Annotated in this window: 16 protein-coding genes; 10 read left to right on the top strand and 6 right to left on the bottom strand. The window is 63.4% G+C overall.

Annotated features, from left to right (window positions below; all coding sequences use genetic code 11):
* The first annotated feature begins 36 nt into the window (after nucleotides 1-36).
* The 3 genes from GV829_RS06385 to msrA all read left to right on the top strand — a co-directional run bounded on the left by GV829_RS06385 (nucleotide 37) and on the right by msrA (nucleotide 2,214).
* A complete protein-coding gene (locus GV829_RS06385) occupies nucleotides 37-1,239 on the top strand; it encodes a pyridoxal phosphate-dependent aminotransferase (RefSeq protein WP_169945006.1) in 1,203 nt (400 codons plus the stop codon).
* Between the two features lie 160 nt (nucleotides 1,240-1,399).
* Nucleotides 1,400-1,528 carry a hypothetical protein gene (locus GV829_RS14370; RefSeq protein ID WP_281356189.1) on the top strand — a complete coding sequence of 43 codons (129 nt, stop codon included), beginning with the start codon at nucleotides 1,400-1,402 and terminating at the stop codon, nucleotides 1,526-1,528.
* The gene (gene msrA / locus GV829_RS06380) at nucleotides 1,525-2,214 is read left to right on the top strand and encodes a peptide-methionine (S)-S-oxide reductase MsrA (protein WP_169945004.1); all 690 of its coding nucleotides are present in this window, start codon (nucleotides 1,525-1,527) and stop codon (nucleotides 2,212-2,214) included. Before GV829_RS14370 ends, msrA begins: the two co-directional genes overlap by 4 nt.
* Nucleotides 2,215-2,217: 3 nt before the next feature.
* Here the strand turns inward: msrA and GV829_RS06375 are convergent, their stop codons facing one another.
* The 3 genes from GV829_RS06375 to GV829_RS06365 form a co-directional block, all read right to left on the bottom strand.
* Complete coding sequence (locus tag GV829_RS06375; protein ID WP_169945001.1) at nucleotides 2,218-3,018, bottom strand: cupin domain-containing protein; 801 nt, start codon at nucleotides 3,016-3,018, stop codon at nucleotides 2,218-2,220.
* Nucleotides 3,015-3,548, bottom strand: coding sequence for a translation initiation factor IF-3 (infC, locus tag GV829_RS06370; RefSeq protein ID WP_169944999.1), 534 nt, complete (start codon nucleotides 3,546-3,548; stop codon nucleotides 3,015-3,017). The genes GV829_RS06375 and infC overlap by 4 nt, the downstream gene beginning before the upstream one ends.
* A 159-nt stretch (nucleotides 3,549-3,707) precedes the next feature.
* Complete coding sequence (locus GV829_RS06365) at nucleotides 3,708-4,400, bottom strand: VOC family protein (protein ID WP_169944996.1); 693 nt, start codon at nucleotides 4,398-4,400, stop codon at nucleotides 3,708-3,710.
* A gap of 106 nt (nucleotides 4,401-4,506) precedes the next feature.
* On the opposite strand from GV829_RS06365, the gene GV829_RS06360 reads away from it, so the two are divergent.
* From GV829_RS06360 to GV829_RS06340, 5 genes are all read left to right on the top strand, one after another.
* Nucleotides 4,507-5,655 (top strand): alpha/beta hydrolase family protein, encoded by a 1,149-nt coding sequence (locus GV829_RS06360; RefSeq protein WP_169944994.1) that lies wholly within the window; start codon nucleotides 4,507-4,509, stop codon nucleotides 5,653-5,655.
* A gap of 65 nt (nucleotides 5,656-5,720) precedes the next feature.
* A complete protein-coding gene (locus GV829_RS06355; protein ID WP_169944991.1) occupies nucleotides 5,721-6,152 on the top strand; it encodes a hypothetical protein in 432 nt (143 codons plus the stop codon).
* Between the two features lie 11 nt (nucleotides 6,153-6,163).
* Complete coding sequence (locus tag GV829_RS06350; protein ID WP_169944989.1) at nucleotides 6,164-6,511, top strand: hypothetical protein; 348 nt, start codon at nucleotides 6,164-6,166, stop codon at nucleotides 6,509-6,511.
* A gap of 34 nt (nucleotides 6,512-6,545) precedes the next feature.
* Nucleotides 6,546-7,790, top strand: coding sequence for a cytochrome P450 (locus GV829_RS06345; RefSeq protein WP_169944986.1), 1,245 nt, complete (start codon nucleotides 6,546-6,548; stop codon nucleotides 7,788-7,790).
* Complete coding sequence (locus tag GV829_RS06340; protein ID WP_169944984.1) at nucleotides 7,790-8,686, top strand: haloalkane dehalogenase; 897 nt, start codon at nucleotides 7,790-7,792, stop codon at nucleotides 8,684-8,686. The genes GV829_RS06345 and GV829_RS06340 overlap by 1 nt, the downstream gene beginning before the upstream one ends.
* Here GV829_RS06340 and GV829_RS06335 read toward each other — a convergent pair.
* From GV829_RS06335 to thrS, 3 genes are read right to left on the bottom strand one after another with little or no spacing between them, the layout of a single operon-like run.
* The gene (locus tag GV829_RS06335; protein WP_169944981.1) at nucleotides 8,683-9,444 is read right to left on the bottom strand and encodes a sulfite exporter TauE/SafE family protein; all 762 of its coding nucleotides are present in this window, start codon (nucleotides 9,442-9,444) and stop codon (nucleotides 8,683-8,685) included. The genes GV829_RS06340 and GV829_RS06335 overlap by 4 nt on opposite strands.
* A gap of 43 nt (nucleotides 9,445-9,487) precedes the next feature.
* Nucleotides 9,488-9,967 (bottom strand): CopM family metallochaperone, encoded by a 480-nt coding sequence (gene copM, locus GV829_RS06330; protein ID WP_246203089.1) that lies wholly within the window; start codon nucleotides 9,965-9,967, stop codon nucleotides 9,488-9,490.
* Between the two features lie 11 nt (nucleotides 9,968-9,978).
* Nucleotides 9,979-11,982, bottom strand: coding sequence for a threonine--tRNA ligase (gene thrS / locus GV829_RS06325; RefSeq protein WP_169944979.1), 2,004 nt, complete (start codon nucleotides 11,980-11,982; stop codon nucleotides 9,979-9,981).
* A gap of 136 nt (nucleotides 11,983-12,118) precedes the next feature.
* On the opposite strand from thrS, the gene GV829_RS06320 reads away from it, so the two are divergent.
* Nucleotides 12,119-12,730: a glutathione S-transferase family protein gene (locus GV829_RS06320; RefSeq protein ID WP_169944976.1), complete on the top strand. Its 612-nt coding sequence runs from the start codon at nucleotides 12,119-12,121 to the stop codon at nucleotides 12,728-12,730.
* Nucleotides 12,731-12,838: 108 nt separating this feature from the next.
* The gene (polA, locus tag GV829_RS06315) at nucleotides 12,839-15,688 is read left to right on the top strand and encodes a DNA polymerase I (protein WP_169944974.1); all 2,850 of its coding nucleotides are present in this window, start codon (nucleotides 12,839-12,841) and stop codon (nucleotides 15,686-15,688) included.
* Nucleotides 15,689-15,698 lie beyond the last annotated feature (10 nt).

Here is a 15,698-nt window from a genome sequence, read left to right as displayed (position 1 = left end):
TCATCCCATGGCGGTGACTTGCCCCAGGGAACAGCCATGACACGCATTGCCACAGCCGTGAACCGCATCCAGCCTTCTGCCACGTTGGCGATGACCCAGCGCGTCGGCGAGCTGAAGCGTGCCGGAGTTGACATCATCGGACTGTCGGCGGGCGAGCCCGATTTCGACACGCCCGATTTCGTCAAGGAAGCGGCGATTGCGGCTATCCGCAACGGCCAGACCAAATATACCGATGTCGGTGGCACGCCCGAGCTGAAGGCGGCGATCGCCGGCAAGTTCCTGCGCGACAACAAGCTGACCTATGCGACCGACCAGATCATCGTCGGCGTCGGCGGCAAGCATGTGCTGTTCAACGCGCTGTGCGCGACGGTCGATGCCGGTGACGAGGTGATCATCCCGGCGCCCTATTGGGTGAGCTACCCCGACATTGTCGCCTATGCCGGGGGCACGTCGGTGTTCGTCCCCGCCGGTGCCGCGCAAAATTACAAGATCACCCCCGAGCAGCTCGAAGCGGCCATCACGCCCAAGACGCGCTGGGTGATCCTCAACAGTCCGTCGAACCCGACCGGCGCGGCCTATAGCGCGACGGAACTGGGAGCATTGGGCGAGGTGCTGCGCCGTCACCCGCATGTGCTGATCCTGACCGACGACATGTATGAGCATGTCTGGTACGCCGACACGCCGTTCGCGACGATCGCCGAAGTGTGTCCGGGCCTGTATGACCGCACGTTGACGGTCAACGGCTGTTCCAAATCCTATGCGATGACCGGCTGGCGTATCGGCTATGCCGGCGGCCCGGCCTGGATCATCAAGGCGATGGCCAAGCTGCAATCGCAGTCGACGTCGAACCCCTGTTCGATCGCGCAGGCAGCTGCGACAGCGGCGCTCAACGGCCCACAGGGTTTCCTTGAGGAACGCAACGAAGCCTTCAAGGGCCGCCGTGACGTGGTCGTTGCCATGCTCAACGACGCACCGGGCCTGTCTTGTCCAACCCCTGAAGGCGCATTCTACGTCTATCCCGACGCCAGCGGCTGCATCGGCAAGACCGCGCCGGACGGCACGGTGATCGACAGTGATTCGGCGTTGATCGATTATTTTGTGTCGGCAGCGCGGGTTGCGGCGGTTCCCGGCAGTGCCTTTGGCCTCTCTCCGGCGTTTCGCATCAGCTATGCGACTTCGATTGATCTCTTGAAAGAGGCATGTCGTCGCATTCAGGTGGCTTGCGCCGACCTGAAGTAGAAACGGCGCGGAAACGTTCACCAAACGCTCATAAAGGGCGGGGCAAGAACGGTTTATCGGTTGTGCGCGGTGTCACTGCCCTGGGTCAGGCCTGCGGATAGACCGGCAACAGACGAACAAGAACACCAGCCGACAGGTCTCTCCCATGGCCCTTATCCGCATGCTCCGCACTGAAACCGCCCGCCTGCTGATCGCTGGCTTTCTTGTCGCGGGCGCCGGTCTGATGCTGACCCAACCGGACCCTGCGCAGGCTGATACGCCAATAGCGTCGACCCATCAGACACGATGAGCTCTCGCCCGGTTCGCTGGGCACTCCCTGCTTTTTCTGCCGTTGTGCTGATGGGCACCAGCGCCTGTGTGCCTGCTGTTTCTTCAGAGAAGCCAGTTCCTGTCCCCGCCCCCACGCTTGATCCGCCTGACAATCGCGTCGTCGCGACGACCATCCTAGCCGGCGGCTGCTTCTGGGGCGTGGAGGGGGTGTTCAGCCATGTACGCGGCGTGATCCGCGTCGACGCCGGCTATCATGGCGGAACTGCGGCCGACGGCCATTATGACGCGGTGACGGAAGGTCTCACCAACCATGCGGAAGCGGTGCGCATCACCTATGATCCGCGCATAGTTAGCTATGGCACGTTACTGCGTATCTTTTTCTCGGTTGTGACCAACCCTACCCAGCTCAATCGTCAGGGACCGGATGCCGGCCGACAGTATCGCAATGCCATCGTCCCGGCCAATGACACCCAACAGCGAGTGGCTGAGGCCTATTTGGCGCAACTTCGCGCGGGGCGATTCTGGGAGAAGCCAATCGTCACACGGATCGAAACACCTCGCATTTTCTATCGGGCTGAGCCTGAGCATCTCGACTTCATGGAGCTCAACCCAGACGACAGCTATATTCGCCAGTGGGACGCACCCAAGCTGGCCAATTTCCGGGCGATGTATCCGAGGTTGTATCAGGCCGACTGGGCCGATTGAACCTTAGCCAGCAGCAAATTTCTCTCCAGCCTGATCAAAGCTGATGATCGGCGCGAGGATGGTGCCATCGCGCTCGGGCATGACAGTCGGATCAACGAAGATCATGTGATACTCGTTGGCCTCATGGCCATAGCGCCAGCTTGGAGCCACATTGACGATGCCGACATCGAAGGTCATCGACCGGTCCTGTTGCGCCACCAGCCAATGCTGATTGTCGCGCCGGTCAGACATCGAGATAACCTCTCCCTGCGTCAGCAAGCCATCGCGGGTTGGGCGTAGTCGCACAGTGTCGGGCAAATCCTCCACCCGGTCATGGGTGCGTGCGTGAAAGCTGCCGCTGATCACCAGATGCGACGACACCATGCCATTATGGACATGCGGGATAATCGCCCCACCCTGACGCATCCCGAAAATCCGGACAAACCATCCGCGCATTCCCGCCGCACCGACAATCTCCGGGCCCAGCACCGGATCAGCGGTTTCGGCAAAGGCCGAGTCATACGCAAAGGCGGCAGTCAGGCGGTCAGCGTCGAGATAGCGGACCAGTTCCTCGACCGGGACTTCACCATTGAGCCGCTCAACCTGACTTTGCCATGCAAGGACATCAATGCTGCCGCTGCGCAGCTGATCCTTGAGCGCGACGAGATGGCGTGACCATTGGTCAAGGTCGGCCGGTGCGCCACCGGACCAGAGGGCTGGTCGGGAGCAGCCAGCGATCAGCAATGTCGCGGAAAGGGTAGCGAGCAAGGCCCGCCGATCAGTGAGGGGCAGGCCCGGTTGTTCGGGGCCTGCCCTCAAGCTCATTTCGGAGCCAGCACCATCAGCATCTGGCGTCCCTCGGTGCGGGGATGCGCCTCGATCTTGGCGATTTCCTCGGTCTGTTCGGCGACGCGCTTGAGCACGGCAAGGCCCAGTTCGAGGTGGCTCATTTCGCGACCGCGGAAGCGCATGGTGAGCTTGACCTTGTCGCCCTCCTTGAGGAAGTCGACGACCTTCTTCATCTTGGTATCAAAGTCGTGGTCGTCGATATTCGGACGCATCTTGATCTCCTTGATCTCCTGCGTCTTTTGCGACTTGCGGGCGATATTCGCCTTTTTCTGCGCCTCGTACTTGAACTTGCCCACGTCGAGGAATTTGCACACCGGCGGATCGGCGTTGGGTGAAACCTCTACCAGATCAAGACCTACTTCGGCTGCGGCTTCAATGGCTTCCGCCGTCAGCATGACACCGAGGTTTTCGCCTTCATCATCGATGACGCGGACCCGGGGGACGGTGATGAAATGGTTGAAGCGAGGTCCGCTGCGGGGCGGAGGAGGCGCCAGCCGGGGGCGCATGGTGGGCGGTGGTATAGTCGTGACTCCAGTCGTTGCGAAACTTTGCGAGAGGCCGCTGTAAACCATTTGGTTGCGCGGGGAAAGCACCCGCTAGGGTCATAGTGACGCTTTTGCGCGCGCCATGTGGCGGGGCTGCAACGTGCAACCCTTGGAGGGCGCTCAGGCGGGAACCGGCGGCTCTGCGTGTGACGCAGTGGCCCATATGACCTCGTCGGGGGCCTTGAGTATGTGCTGATAGATCGGATCGGGTATCGCCTGATGCGGCTTGGCCGGATCATAGGGCGGCTGCGGCACCATGCCAGCTTCCCCCGCATAGGGCGCGGGATTGGCAAAGCGTTTCGCCTCCTCTGCGCTGATCCCCGCCTTGGCGCATACGGCGGGATCAATCCAGCGGGCGGGATCAATCGCTGCATCGCTCCAGGCGACTTCGAGGGCGAGTTGCTCGGGTCCAGCGAAATAGATCGACTGGCACATGCCATGGTCAATGGGCCCGAACACATTGACGCCGCGCGAACGGATGCGATCCCGCATGGCGAGCAGCGCCTCGCGGCTGTCCACCTTGAAAGCGAGGTGCTGCATCGTGCCGGGGGCGCTGACGCCCGAGCCCGAGCCGGCATGGGTGCGGCCGAGCTCGATGGCGATGTCAGCCACCGCCGGCAGCTGCACGAGCGAGAATTGGCAATCATCGGCGAGGTGGAGAAAGGCGTGCAGCCCGCCGGGCACGCCGTGCATGTCGAAGATCGCCACCAGCCGCGCGCCAAGCACGTCGGAAAAGAAGGCGATCTGCCCCTTCATGTCGGCGGTCATGATCGCGATGTGGTGGATGCCGGTCGGTGCAACGCTGTGGCTCATGGCGAATATCCCTGCTCTCTCCGTCAGCTTGCAGGCTAGACGGGCGGACGGCAGAAGCAAGGGTGAGACGTGACAGGTCAGGCCCTGCGCGATGGGAGAGACAGCAATGAGCCGTATCGTCCGCGAACCCTATGCCGTGGTCTACAAGGAAATGTCCGCGTTCAAGGACGTTTATGGTGGCGCGGGAGGCAGCGTCTTTGTCGAATGCATGCGCATCGCGCCCGAAGGGAACAAGGCGCGGCGGGCCATCGTCTTTTCGCACCCGGTTGGCGGCGGCAGCTTCCTGCCTTTGGTCACCGCGCTGGCCAAGGCGGGGCATGACGTCCTCTATGTCAATCCGCGCTACCGGGGAAATGACAGCGCGCTGATCATGGAGAAGTGCGTCGCCGACCTGGGCGCGGCGATCAGGGATGCCAAAACGCGGTTCGGTTATGAATCGATCATCCTTGGTGGCTGGTCGGGCGGCGGATCACTGTCGCTTTTCTATCAGGATCAGGCCGAGCGACCGACACTGACACACACGCCGGCGGGTGATGCCTATGACCTCACCGCGATGACGTTCCCGAAAGCCGATGGCATCATGCTGCTTGCCGCACACATTAGCAGGGCGGTGACGCTGACCGAATGGATGGACCCCAGCATCAGCGATGAGGCAAGGCCGTTTGAGCGGGACCCGGCGCTCAACATCTATGATCCTGCCTGTCCCGTGCAGCCCCCCTATGACGCTGCCTTTGTCGAGCGGTTCCGTGCGGCGCAGATTGCACGCAACCGGCGCATCACGGCATGGGTCAAGGATGAGCTGGCCGCAATCCGCGCCAGCGACACGCCCAATGCGGAGCGAGCCTTTGTCGTCCACGGCACCATGGCCGATGTCCGCTGGACCGACCCGACGCAGGACCCGAGCGACCGCCGCCCGTATGAATGCTACCTCGGGACCCCTCGCATCGCCAATGACGGGCCGGTGGGGCTGGCGCGCTTTACCACGCTCAGGTCCTGGCTGTCGCAGTGGAGTTATGAGGACACCAACGCAACCGGCCTGGGCAATGCTGCGCGCATCACTTGCCCGGTTCTGGTCATCAACAATACAGCCGACCTCGCCTGCACGCCCAGCCACGCCCGCCGCCTGTTCGACGCAGTGGGACATGATCGCAAAACCTATGTCGATGTGGTCGGCGCCGACCATTATTATGTCGAGCGACCCGACCTGCTGCCGGTGGCGGTGGCGGCGTGTGACGAGTGGTTGGCGGGAGTTTGACACCCCCCTTGTAGCATTTGCTACGCCATGCTAGCCCTGTAGCGATTGCTACATAGGCCTGCGTGATGACCTTGTCCGCTTCCGTTTATGCCTCACTCCCGGCCATTGCTGCCGCGGCCTTGGCCGTTGTGATGGTTAGGAAAGCCCTGCGTGATGGCCGGCGATCCGGTCATCAATGGGTCTGGCCCGCGATGCTGGCGTGCTGCTTTGCGGGGTGGACTGTCCATGCATTGGTTGCAGGGGGCGTGACCGGATTCTGGGCCGAGCATCAGCGCGGTGCATGGGGCAACCAGATCTGGTTCGACCTGCTGATCGCCATCGGTATCGGCTGGACCCTGATCCTGCCACGCGCGCGGGCGGTGCATATGCGGCCCTGGCCATGGCTGATTGTCATAGTGTGCACCGGCTGCATCGGCCTGTCGGCGATGCTCGCCCGCCTGCTCTGGCTTGAGGACCGCCGCCTCGCCGCAGACCCGACCTTCAGAACAAACCATTGAGGAGAAACGCCATGATCCCGTTCCGCCTGTTCCTGATCGCCTGCCTGATCGTGCTGATCGGCTATACCGCCGTGACCATCAGCAATCATGGCTGGAATCTCTTCCCGACTTTTTTTGGCGACATGGCGGCGATGGGCTGGCCAGGGCAGTTCAATCTCGACTTCATGATGATGCTGATGCTGTCGGCCGTCTGGGTGGCGTGGCGTCACCAGTTCCGCCCGGCAGGACTGTTGTTGGCCGTGCTGGCGTTCAATGGCGGGATGCTGTTCCTGTCAATCTATGTGACCTGGCACCTGCATCGCACCGGGGGTGACATGAAGGCCTTGCTGTTGGGGGATGAGCGGGCCAGACTGGCCTGAACCGCGCAGACAAGCGACGCAACGGGAGAGAGCCATGATCGATGCAGCCGACCGCAGCCCATCGGCCATCGCGCAGATCGATGTCACCGACACCGCCCTTTATACCGAGGATCGATGGCAGGAGCCGTTCCGCACGTTGCGGGCCAAGGCGCCGATCCAATATGTGCCGGAATCGAAGTTCGGCCCCTATTGGGCGGTGTCGAGTTATCGCCACATTGTGGAGATTGAGGGCAAACCGGAGATTTTCTCGTCGAGCTGGGAAAAGGGCGGCATCACCCTGTCGATGCAGCCGAACAGCATGCGCCCCGGCGAAAAGCGGCTGCCGCAGTTCATTTCAATGGACCCGCCGCACCACACCGGCCAGCGCAAGACAGTCGCCCCGGCATTCGGCCCGAGCGAAGTGGCGGCGATGAAGGCCGAAGCACAGGCACGGACCGGCGCATTGCTCGACAGCCTGCCCATTGGCGAGCCTTTCGATTGGGTTGAGACGGTATCGATCGAACTGACCACAGGGATGCTCGCCAAGATTTTTGCCTTCCCCTGGGAGGAGCGTCACAAATTGACACTGTGGTCCGACGTCGGTGGCGATGTCGACACCGCGATCGGCCCGGGCGGGTGGGAGCGTTTTCACACCCATATGGACGAAATGGCGACCGCCTTTGGCGCGCTGTGGCAGGAGCGCATGACCAATCCTGGCAAGGACTTGGTGTCAGTGATGCTCCAGTCCGACTCGATGAAGGAGATGGACCCCATCGAATTCATCGGCAACCTGATCCTGCTGATCGTCGGGGGCAATGACACGACGCGCAATTCGATGTCGGCCTATGCCTGGGGGCTGGCGCAATTCCCCGAGGAACGGGCGCGGCTGGAAGCCAATCCGGCGCTGATACCCAATGCGGTGCAGGAAATCATCCGCTGGCAGACACCGCTGTCCTACATGCGGCGCACCGTCACACAGGATACCGAAATCGATGGTGTCCGGATGAAGAAGGATGACATGGTCGCACTGTGGTACATCTCTGCCAATCGCGACGAGACAGTCTTTGCCGACGCCGACCGTATCATCATCGACCGGGAAAATGCACGACGGCACCTGTCGTTCGGCTATGGCATCCACCGCTGTGTCGGCGCGCGCATCGCCGAACTGCAACTGGTGACGCTGTTCGAGGAAATGGCCAAGCGCCGCCTGCGCACCAATCCGGTGGGCGAGCCCGAGCGTGTCCCGGCGAGCTTTGTCCACGGCTACAAGCATCTGATGGTCGAATTGAGCCGATACTGATGGAGGCACTGCGCACTCCCGACGAGCGTTTCGCCGGTCTGCCCGGCTATGCCTTTGCGCCGCAGTATCTTGACGACCTGCCCGGCTATGCGGGCTTGCGTGTCCATTATCTTGACGAGGGGCCACGTGATGCGGCGGTGACGGCGCTGTGCCTGCATGGCCAGCCGACGTGGAGCTATCTCTATCGCAAGATGATCCCGGTCTTTGCGGAGGCCGGACTTCGCGTGATCGCACCCGACCTTCTCGGCTTTGGCCGGTCGGACAAGCCGGTTCACGAGGATGTTTATACGGTCGCCTTTCATCGCGGCATGCTGATGGCGCTGATCGAGCGGCTCGACCTCTCCAACATCCTGCTGGTGTGCCAGGACTGGGGAGGCATCATCGGACTGACGATCCCGCCGGCCATGCCCGAACGCTTCACCCGCCTGCTGGTGATGAACACCACCATCCCGGTCGGCGAGCCGGTCAGCGACGGCTTTGACAGCTGGCGGACGTTCAACCGCAGTCAGCCCGACCTCGACATCGCGGGCCTGATGCGCCGGTCGCAGCCCGACATGAGCGCGGCCGAGGCCGCCGCCTATGCCGCGCCCTTCCCCGGTGCACGCTACAAGGCAGGGGTGCGGCACTTCCCCGAACTGGTGATGACCGATCCCGGCATGGCCGGGGTAGATTTGGCGCGGGCAGCGCGCGACTGGTGGCGGAGTGAATGGAGCGGGCCTGCCTTCATGGCGGTCGGCATGACCGACCCGGTGCTCGGTCCGGAGGTTATGGCGCGGCTAAGGGCTGACATTCGCGGTTGTCCGCCGCCGATGGAAGTCGCTGACGGCGGGCATTTCGTGCAGGAAAAGGGCGAAGGAATCGCGCGGGCCGCACTTGCGGCCTTTGGCTTCGGCTAAAAGGCGCGCAGCACCGCCGAGACGCCGGCGATGCCAAGGATGATGGCGACGGCGCTGCGCCACCATAGTGGGGGGATGCGCCCGAACGCCTTGCCGCCCGCCCAATTGCCCAGCCACATCGGCACGAACAGGGCGAGCGCCAGCCAGACCTCTCGCCAGTTCGCCACGTCCATCACCACCGAGGCGATGCTGCCGGCGATGGCGGTGCCGAAAAAGACCAGCATCATCGAGGCGCGGGCAACCTTTGGTTCAATCTGTTGCCTGAGATAGTAAGGCACGACCGGTGGCCCCGGCATGGCGGCAAATCCGGTCAGTACGCCCGAGGCAAGGCCGGTGAGCAGCGTCGCCAGACCACCGGGCCTGCGTCCATCGGCGTGCGGCGGCAGCAGTACCAGCAGGAAGGCGCCAATGGCGATGGCAGCCAGAACAATGCGGGCGCTTTCGACCGGTAACGCAGCCAGCAACATTATGCCCAGTGGCGTCGTCAACATGGCCACCCCGGCAAGGCTGAGCGCACTTTTCCTGTCCGCATCGGCCAATATGGTCGGCAGGCCAACGGGGCCGATCAGCAATTGCAGAAATATCGCCAATGTCACCGCGACAACCGGCGGAATGACGAGCCCGAGCAAGGGCACAAGGATGATCGCCATGCCAAAGCCGGTCAGCCCACGGATCAGCGCCGCCCCAAAGGTCATCAGTGCGACGAGAGCGAAGGCTGCGGGGGTCAGGCCGAGGTGGGTGGCGATCAGGGCCGTCAAGACCGGGGCCGCAAGCCTGACAAAGCCTCAGACCCCATGGCCGTCAATGACCCATCTTGCTGTGATCAACCGGAGCCGCGGGGGCGGGGGCGTCAGTTGCCGGGGGCGCGACAGCCTCTCCCTTTTTCTCCAGCCAGCGGCGCATCTGGGCAATTTCCGATTCCTGTGCGGTGATGATGCTCTGGGCCAATGCCCGGGCCTCCGCGTCCTTGCCATGGGCCAGAACGATGCGGGCCATATCAATCGCCCCCTGATGATGCGGGATCATCCCCTGGATGAAAGCGACATCCGCATCGGCGGGAATGTTGCTGCCCATCGCGCTGTGCATGCGGTCGTTGGCTTCGGCATAGGCCAGTTGCGCTTCGTTCATCGCCGAACGATCAGGCGGGGTCCCTTCTGATGAAGTGCCATGGGAATCGCCATGGACATTGGCGGCTTCTGAAGGGACATCTTCGGACTGTGAGCACGCCGTCAGCGTCAGTGCACTGAAGGTGACAGCAACAGGTAAAATCAACGTACGCACACTGTTTTTCCTCAATTAACCCGCAGGTCCGGCGGGGTGGCCTCTTCGCGCAGCATCGCAATAGCATCATCAAGGGTCATGATGCGCTGACCCTCCTGACCCAAGGTGCGGATGGCGACCTTGCCTTCTTCGGCCTCGCGCTTGCCGACGACCAGCAGGTGCGGGACCTTGGCGAGGCTGTGTTCGCGGACCTTGTAGTTGATCTTTTCGTTCCTGAGGTCGCTTTCCACCCGGATGCCGGCGGCTTCGAGCTTGGCGACAACGTCATTGGCATAGTCATCGGCGTCGGAGACGATGGTGGCAACCACCGCCTGAACGGGCGCGAGCCAGACCGGGAAGCGGCCGGCGAAATGCTCAATCAGGATGCCGATGAAGCGTTCGTAGCTACCGAAGATCGCGCGGTGCAGCATGACCGGTCGGTGCTTGCCGCCATCCTCTGCCACATAGGTGGCGTCGAGCCGTTCGGGCAGGACGCGGTCGGACTGGATGGTGCCGACCTGCCATGTGCGGCCGATCGCGTCGGTCAGATGCCATTCAAGCTTGGGCGCATAGAAAGCGCCCTCACCCGGCAATTCTTCCCAGCCATATTGCTCCGACGCGAGACCGGCGCGATGGACGGCATCGCGCAGCTCGGCCTCGGCCTTGTCCCACATTTCCTCCGTGCCGAAGCGGTTAGCCGGACGCAGCGCCAACTTGATCGCATAGGTGAAGCCGAAATCCTGATAGATGCGGTCGGCGAGTTTGCAGAAGGCCTGCACCTCGTCGACGATCTGGTCTTCGCGGCAGAAGATGTGGGCATCATCCTGGGTGAACTGGCGGACGCGCATCAGGCCGTGCAGCGCGCCATGCGGCTCGTTACGGTGGCAGCAGCCATTTTCGTAGAAGCGCAGCGGCAGGTCGCGGTAGCTCTTGATCCCCTGACGGAAGATCAGGACGTGCGCCGGGCAGTTCATCGGCTTCAAGGCCATCCAGTCGGCCTCGCCGCTGATGACCGGTCCGTCATCTTCGGTGTTGGGCACTTCGTCGGGGATGACGAACATGTTCTCGCGATATTTGCCCCAGTGGCCCGACTGTTCCCACTGGCGGGCGTCCATCACCTGCGGCGTCTTGACCTCGCGATAGCCCGCACCGTCGATGGCGCGGCGCATATAGGCCTCCAGCTCGCGCCAGACGCGATAACCCTTGGGGTGCCAGAAGACGCTGCCATGCGCTTCCTGCTGGAGGTGGAACAGGTCCATCTCCGCGCCGAGGCGGCGATGGTCACGCTTGGCGGCTTCCTCGAGCCGGGTGAGATGGGCGTCGAGCTGCTTCTTGTTGAGCCAGCCGGTGCCATAGATGCGCGTCAGCTGCGCATTCTTCTGGTCACCACGCCAATAGGCGCCCGAGACGCGCATCAGCTTGAAGGCGGCGGGATCAAGCTTGCCGGTCGAGGCCAGGTGCGGGCCACGGCACATGTCCATCCACTTGTCGCCCGACCAATAGACGGTCAGTTCCTCACCCTCGGGCAGTTCAGCAGCCCATTCGGCCTTGAAGCTCTCACCCTGTTCGGTCCAGCGGGCGATCAGGTCGGCGCGGCTCCAAATTTCGCGGCGCAGCGGCTGGTCAGCGGCGATGATGCGGCGCATCTCACCCTCGATGGCGGGCAGGTCATCCTCGGTAAAGGCACCGCGCTCTGCCGGAGCGGCAAAGTCATAGTAAAAGCCATCGTCGGTCGACGGGCCAAAGGTGATCTGCGTGCCGGGAAAAAGGTTCTGCACCGCCTCGGCCATGATGTGCGCATAGTCGTGCCGGGCGAGATCAAGCGCGTCAGCCTCGTCGCGCGCGGTGACCAGCGCAAGCTGGGCGTCAGCCATCAGTGGCCGGAAAATGTCGACCAGTTCGCCATCGACGCGCGCGGCGAGTGCGGCCTTGGCAAGGCCGGGGCCGATGGAGGCGGCAATGTCTCCGGGCGTGGTGCCGGCGGCGACTTCGCGCACGCTGCCGTCGGGAAGGGTGATTGTGATCATCTGGCTCATGGCCACGGCCATGGCGGGGAGAGGCGGGAAAAGTCAAGGCTGGGGCGCGAAACAGCCGCTCTGCCGTTGACAAGCGAGCGACCATCGCCGAGGCGTAGGGTGAAAACACTAGACCAGCGATGCAGGAGAGGTTTCCATGAAATTTTACAACAGCATTGGCCCCAACCCGCATGTCGTGCGGATGTTCATGGCCGAGCGCGGCATCAACCTGCCGACCGAGATGGTCGACCTGCCCAGCGGCGAGAATCGGAAGGGCGAGTTCCTCAAGGTCAATCCGGCCGGGCAGACGCCGGCGCTGCTGCTCGACGATGGCAGCGTGATCAGCGAAATTCTCGCCATCTGTGAATATCTCGACGAGACGCAGCCGGGCGAGCGCCTGTTGGGCGCGACGCCCGAAGCGCGGGCGCAATCGCGCCGCTGGACGCGCTGGGTTGACCTCAACGTCTGTGAACCGATGGGCAATGGCTTCCGCTTTGCCGAGGGCCTGCCGATGTTCAAGGACCGGGTGCATTGCGTGCCCGAGGCCGCGCCGGGCCTGAAGGCGATGGCGCAGAACCGGCTGGCGTGGCTCGATGCACGGATGGCGGGACAGGAGTATATCGGCGGCGACACCTTCGGCATGGCCGATATCCTGCTCTTCTGTTTCCAGACATTCGGCAATGCGGTGGGCCAGCCGCTCAATCCGGAGTTCAAGAACCTGAGCGCATGGTTCGCGCGGGTCGGTGCGAGGTCAAGCGCGTCGGCCTGATCCAGCTGCGGCGGGACAGGGGCCAACTCCGTCCCGCCACCAAAGCCGAGAGACGGTCAAGCCGTCACCCCCTCGCCACATGCGCCGCCCGCTGCTATCCCCTGCGCTATGGCTCGCAATCACCTCTATCTCGTCGACGGCTCCAGCTACATCTTTCGCGCCTATCACCGGCTGCCGCCGCTGACCAACCCGCAGGGGGTGCCGGTCGGCGCGGTCTATGGCTATACGGCGATGCTGTGGAAGCTGGCCGACGGGCTCGACAAGGCTGAGGGGCCGACGCATCTGGCCGTGATCCTCGACCACAGCAGCCAGTCATTCCGCAACAGCCTCTACGACCAGTACAAGGCCAACCGGCCCGAGCCGCCAGAGGATTTGCGCCCGCAATTCCCGCTGATCCGCGATGCCACCCGCGCCTTTTCTCTGCCATGCATCGAGATGGAGGGCTATGAGGCCGACGACCTGATCGCCAGCTACACCGTCGCGGCGCAGGCGGCGGGATGGGACGTGACGATCGTTTCCTCCGACAAGGATCTGATGCAGCTGGTCACGCCCGATCCCAAGGGTGACGAGCCGCATGTCGACATGCTCGACACGATGAAGAATGTCCGCATGGGCCGTGAGGCGGTGTTCGAGAAGTTCGGCGTCGGCCCCGAGTTGGTCGGCGATGTGCTGGCGCTGATGGGCGACAGTGTCGACAATGTGCCGGGCGTGCGCGGTGTGGGACCGAAGACGGCGACCAAGCTGATTCAGGAATATGGCTCACTGGAAGCGGCGCTGGCCGGGGCCGAGACGATGAAGCCGTCCAAGCTGCGCGACAATCTGATCGAGCATGCCGACATGGCGCGCCTGTCCCGCCAGCTGGTCGAGTTGCATCGCGAATGTCCGCTGCCGCAACCGCTCGAGGAATTGCGGCTCGACGGCATCCCGACCGAACCGCTGCGCGATTTCCTGTTGCTGCACGGGTTCAAGAGCATGGCGGCGCGGATCGGCGGCGATGCGCCCGCTCCGGCGGCAGGCGCGGGTCCCAACCGGGCGGCGGCGATGGGCGGCGGAGTGCTGGGTGAGGCCTGGCAACCCAAGGGCAATGGCTCTACCGCTCCGGCCGCGCCTGCCCTGCCCGAGCATCCGGCGATTGACCGCAGCCGCTATGAGACGGTGACGACACTCGACGCGCTCGACCGCTGGATCGCTGAGGCCCGGGCCATCGGCCATGTCGCGATCGATACCGAGACCGACAGCCTCGACGCCATCACCGGCGGGTTGGTCGGCGTGTCGCTGTCCACCGCGCCGGGCAATGGCTGTTACATCCCGCTCGGTCACGGCGGGCATGACCTGCTCTCAGAGAAGCCAGAGCAATTGCCGATGGACGTCACGCTGGCCCGGTTGAAGCCGCTGTTCGCCGATGATGCGGTGCTCAAGATCGGCCACAACCTCAAATATGACATGGCGGTGCTGGCGCAGCATGGCCTGACCATCACGCCGCTCGACGACACGCTGCTGCTGTCCTTTGCGCTCGATGCCGGGCAACATGGCCATGGGCTTGACGAACTGGCCAAGCTGCACCTTGAGCATCAGTGCATCGCCTTCAAGGAGGTATGCGGGACGGGCAAGTCGCAGATCAGCTTTGCCGAAGTGCCATTGGACCGCGCCACGGAATATGCCGCCGAGGATGCTGAGGTCGCGCTAAGGCTGTGGATGTTGCTGCGCCATCGGCTTTGGCAGGAGGGCGGCACGAAAGTCTATGAGATGGTCGATCGGCCGCTGGTCGCCGCCGTCACCGCGATGGAGCGGCGCGGCATATTGGTTGACCGGGAAACACTGTCGCGCCTGTCCGGGACATTTTCGCAGGACATGGCGCGGCTGGAAGCGGCGATCCATGCCGAGGCGGGCGGCCCCTTCACCATCGGCAGCCCCAAGCAACTGGGTGAAGTGCTGTTCGACAAGCTCGGCCTGAAGGGAGGGCGCAAGGGCAAGTCCGGCGACTGGTCCACCGACCAGAGCGAGCTCGAACGGCTCGAACGCGATGGCGTGCCGATTGCCCGGATGATCCTCGAGTGGCGTCAGGTTGCCAAGCTCAAATCCACCTATAGCGACGCCTTGCAGGACCAGATCAACCGGGTGACCGGGCGTGTCCACACCAGTTACAGCCTGGTCGGCGCGCAAACCGGGCGCCTGTCCTCAACCGATCCCAATTTGCAGAACATACCGATCCGCAGCGAGACAGGTCGGCAGATTCGTGAAGCCTTTGTGGCGGCGCCGGGCAATGTCCTGATCGCCGCCGACTATAGCCAGATCGAACTGCGTCTGGCGGCGCACATGGCCGATGTGCCGCAACTCAAAGCCGCCTTTGCCGAAGGGGCGGATATTCACAGCCTGACAGCGGAGGAATTGTTCGGCGAGGTGACCCGCGACACGCGCGCCAAGGCCAAGACGGTCAATTTCGCCATCCTGTATGGCATATCCCGCTATGGCCTCGCCAGCCGGATGGAGATTTCGAACGATGAGGCGCAGGCGATCATCAGCCGCTATTTCGAGCGATTCCCCGGCATCAGCGACTATATGCAGCGCACGCTCGAAGGCGCGCGCGAGCGTGGCTACACCGAGACATTGTTCGGGCGGAAGACCTGGTTCCCGCGCATCAACAGCAAGAATCAGGGCGAGCGGCAGGGGGCGGAGCGCGCCGCGATCAACGCGCCGATCCAGGGGACCAGCGCCGACATCATCAAGCGCGCGATGGTGCGGATGGATGGTGCCCTGGCTGATGCCGGCCTGTCATCGGTCAGGATGCTGTTGCAGGTGCATGACGAACTGGTGTTCGAAGCCCCCGAGGGGTTGGTGGACGCCGCCATCCCGGTGATCAGGCGGGTGATGAGCCACGCCGCCGAACCTGCCGTGACGCTGAGCGTGCCGCTCGACGTCGAGGTGGGAACAGGCGCGAACTGGGGCGCGGCGCACTGAGGAGGTTGGC

The sequence above is a fragment of the Sphingomonas lacunae genome, from assembly GCF_012979535.1.
Classification (GTDB): domain Bacteria; phylum Pseudomonadota; class Alphaproteobacteria; order Sphingomonadales; family Sphingomonadaceae; genus Sphingopyxis; species Sphingopyxis lacunae.
Note: the sequence above shows the minus strand (reverse complement) of the source record. Positions and strands in the feature narration are given on the sequence as shown.

Coding starts and splice junctions, on each gene's coding strand:
- GV829_RS06385 (WP_169945006.1), top strand. CDS start 37: ATGACACGCATTGCCACAGCCGTGAACCGCATCCAGCCTTCTGCCACG.
- GV829_RS14370 (WP_281356189.1), top strand. CDS start 1,400: ATGCTCCGCACTGAAACCGCCCGCCTGCTGATCGCTGGCTTTCTTGTC.
- msrA (WP_169945004.1), top strand. CDS start 1,525: ATGAGCTCTCGCCCGGTTCGCTGGGCACTCCCTGCTTTTTCTGCCGTT.
- GV829_RS06375 (WP_169945001.1), bottom strand. CDS start 3,018: ATGAGCTTGAGGGCAGGCCCCGAACAACCGGGCCTGCCCCTCACTGAT.
- infC (WP_169944999.1), bottom strand. CDS start 3,548: ATGCGCCCCCGGCTGGCGCCTCCTCCGCCCCGCAGCGGACCTCGCTTC.
- GV829_RS06365 (WP_169944996.1), bottom strand. CDS start 4,400: ATGAGCCACAGCGTTGCACCGACCGGCATCCACCACATCGCGATCATG.
- GV829_RS06360 (WP_169944994.1), top strand. CDS start 4,507: ATGAGCCGTATCGTCCGCGAACCCTATGCCGTGGTCTACAAGGAAATG.
- GV829_RS06355 (WP_169944991.1), top strand. CDS start 5,721: ATGACCTTGTCCGCTTCCGTTTATGCCTCACTCCCGGCCATTGCTGCC.
- GV829_RS06350 (WP_169944989.1), top strand. CDS start 6,164: ATGATCCCGTTCCGCCTGTTCCTGATCGCCTGCCTGATCGTGCTGATC.
- GV829_RS06345 (WP_169944986.1), top strand. CDS start 6,546: ATGATCGATGCAGCCGACCGCAGCCCATCGGCCATCGCGCAGATCGAT.
- GV829_RS06340 (WP_169944984.1), top strand. CDS start 7,790: ATGGAGGCACTGCGCACTCCCGACGAGCGTTTCGCCGGTCTGCCCGGC.
- thrS (WP_169944979.1), bottom strand. CDS start 11,982: ATGAGCCAGATGATCACAATCACCCTTCCCGACGGCAGCGTGCGCGAA.
- GV829_RS06320 (WP_169944976.1), top strand. CDS start 12,119: ATGAAATTTTACAACAGCATTGGCCCCAACCCGCATGTCGTGCGGATG.
- polA (WP_169944974.1), top strand. CDS start 12,839: ATGGCTCGCAATCACCTCTATCTCGTCGACGGCTCCAGCTACATCTTT.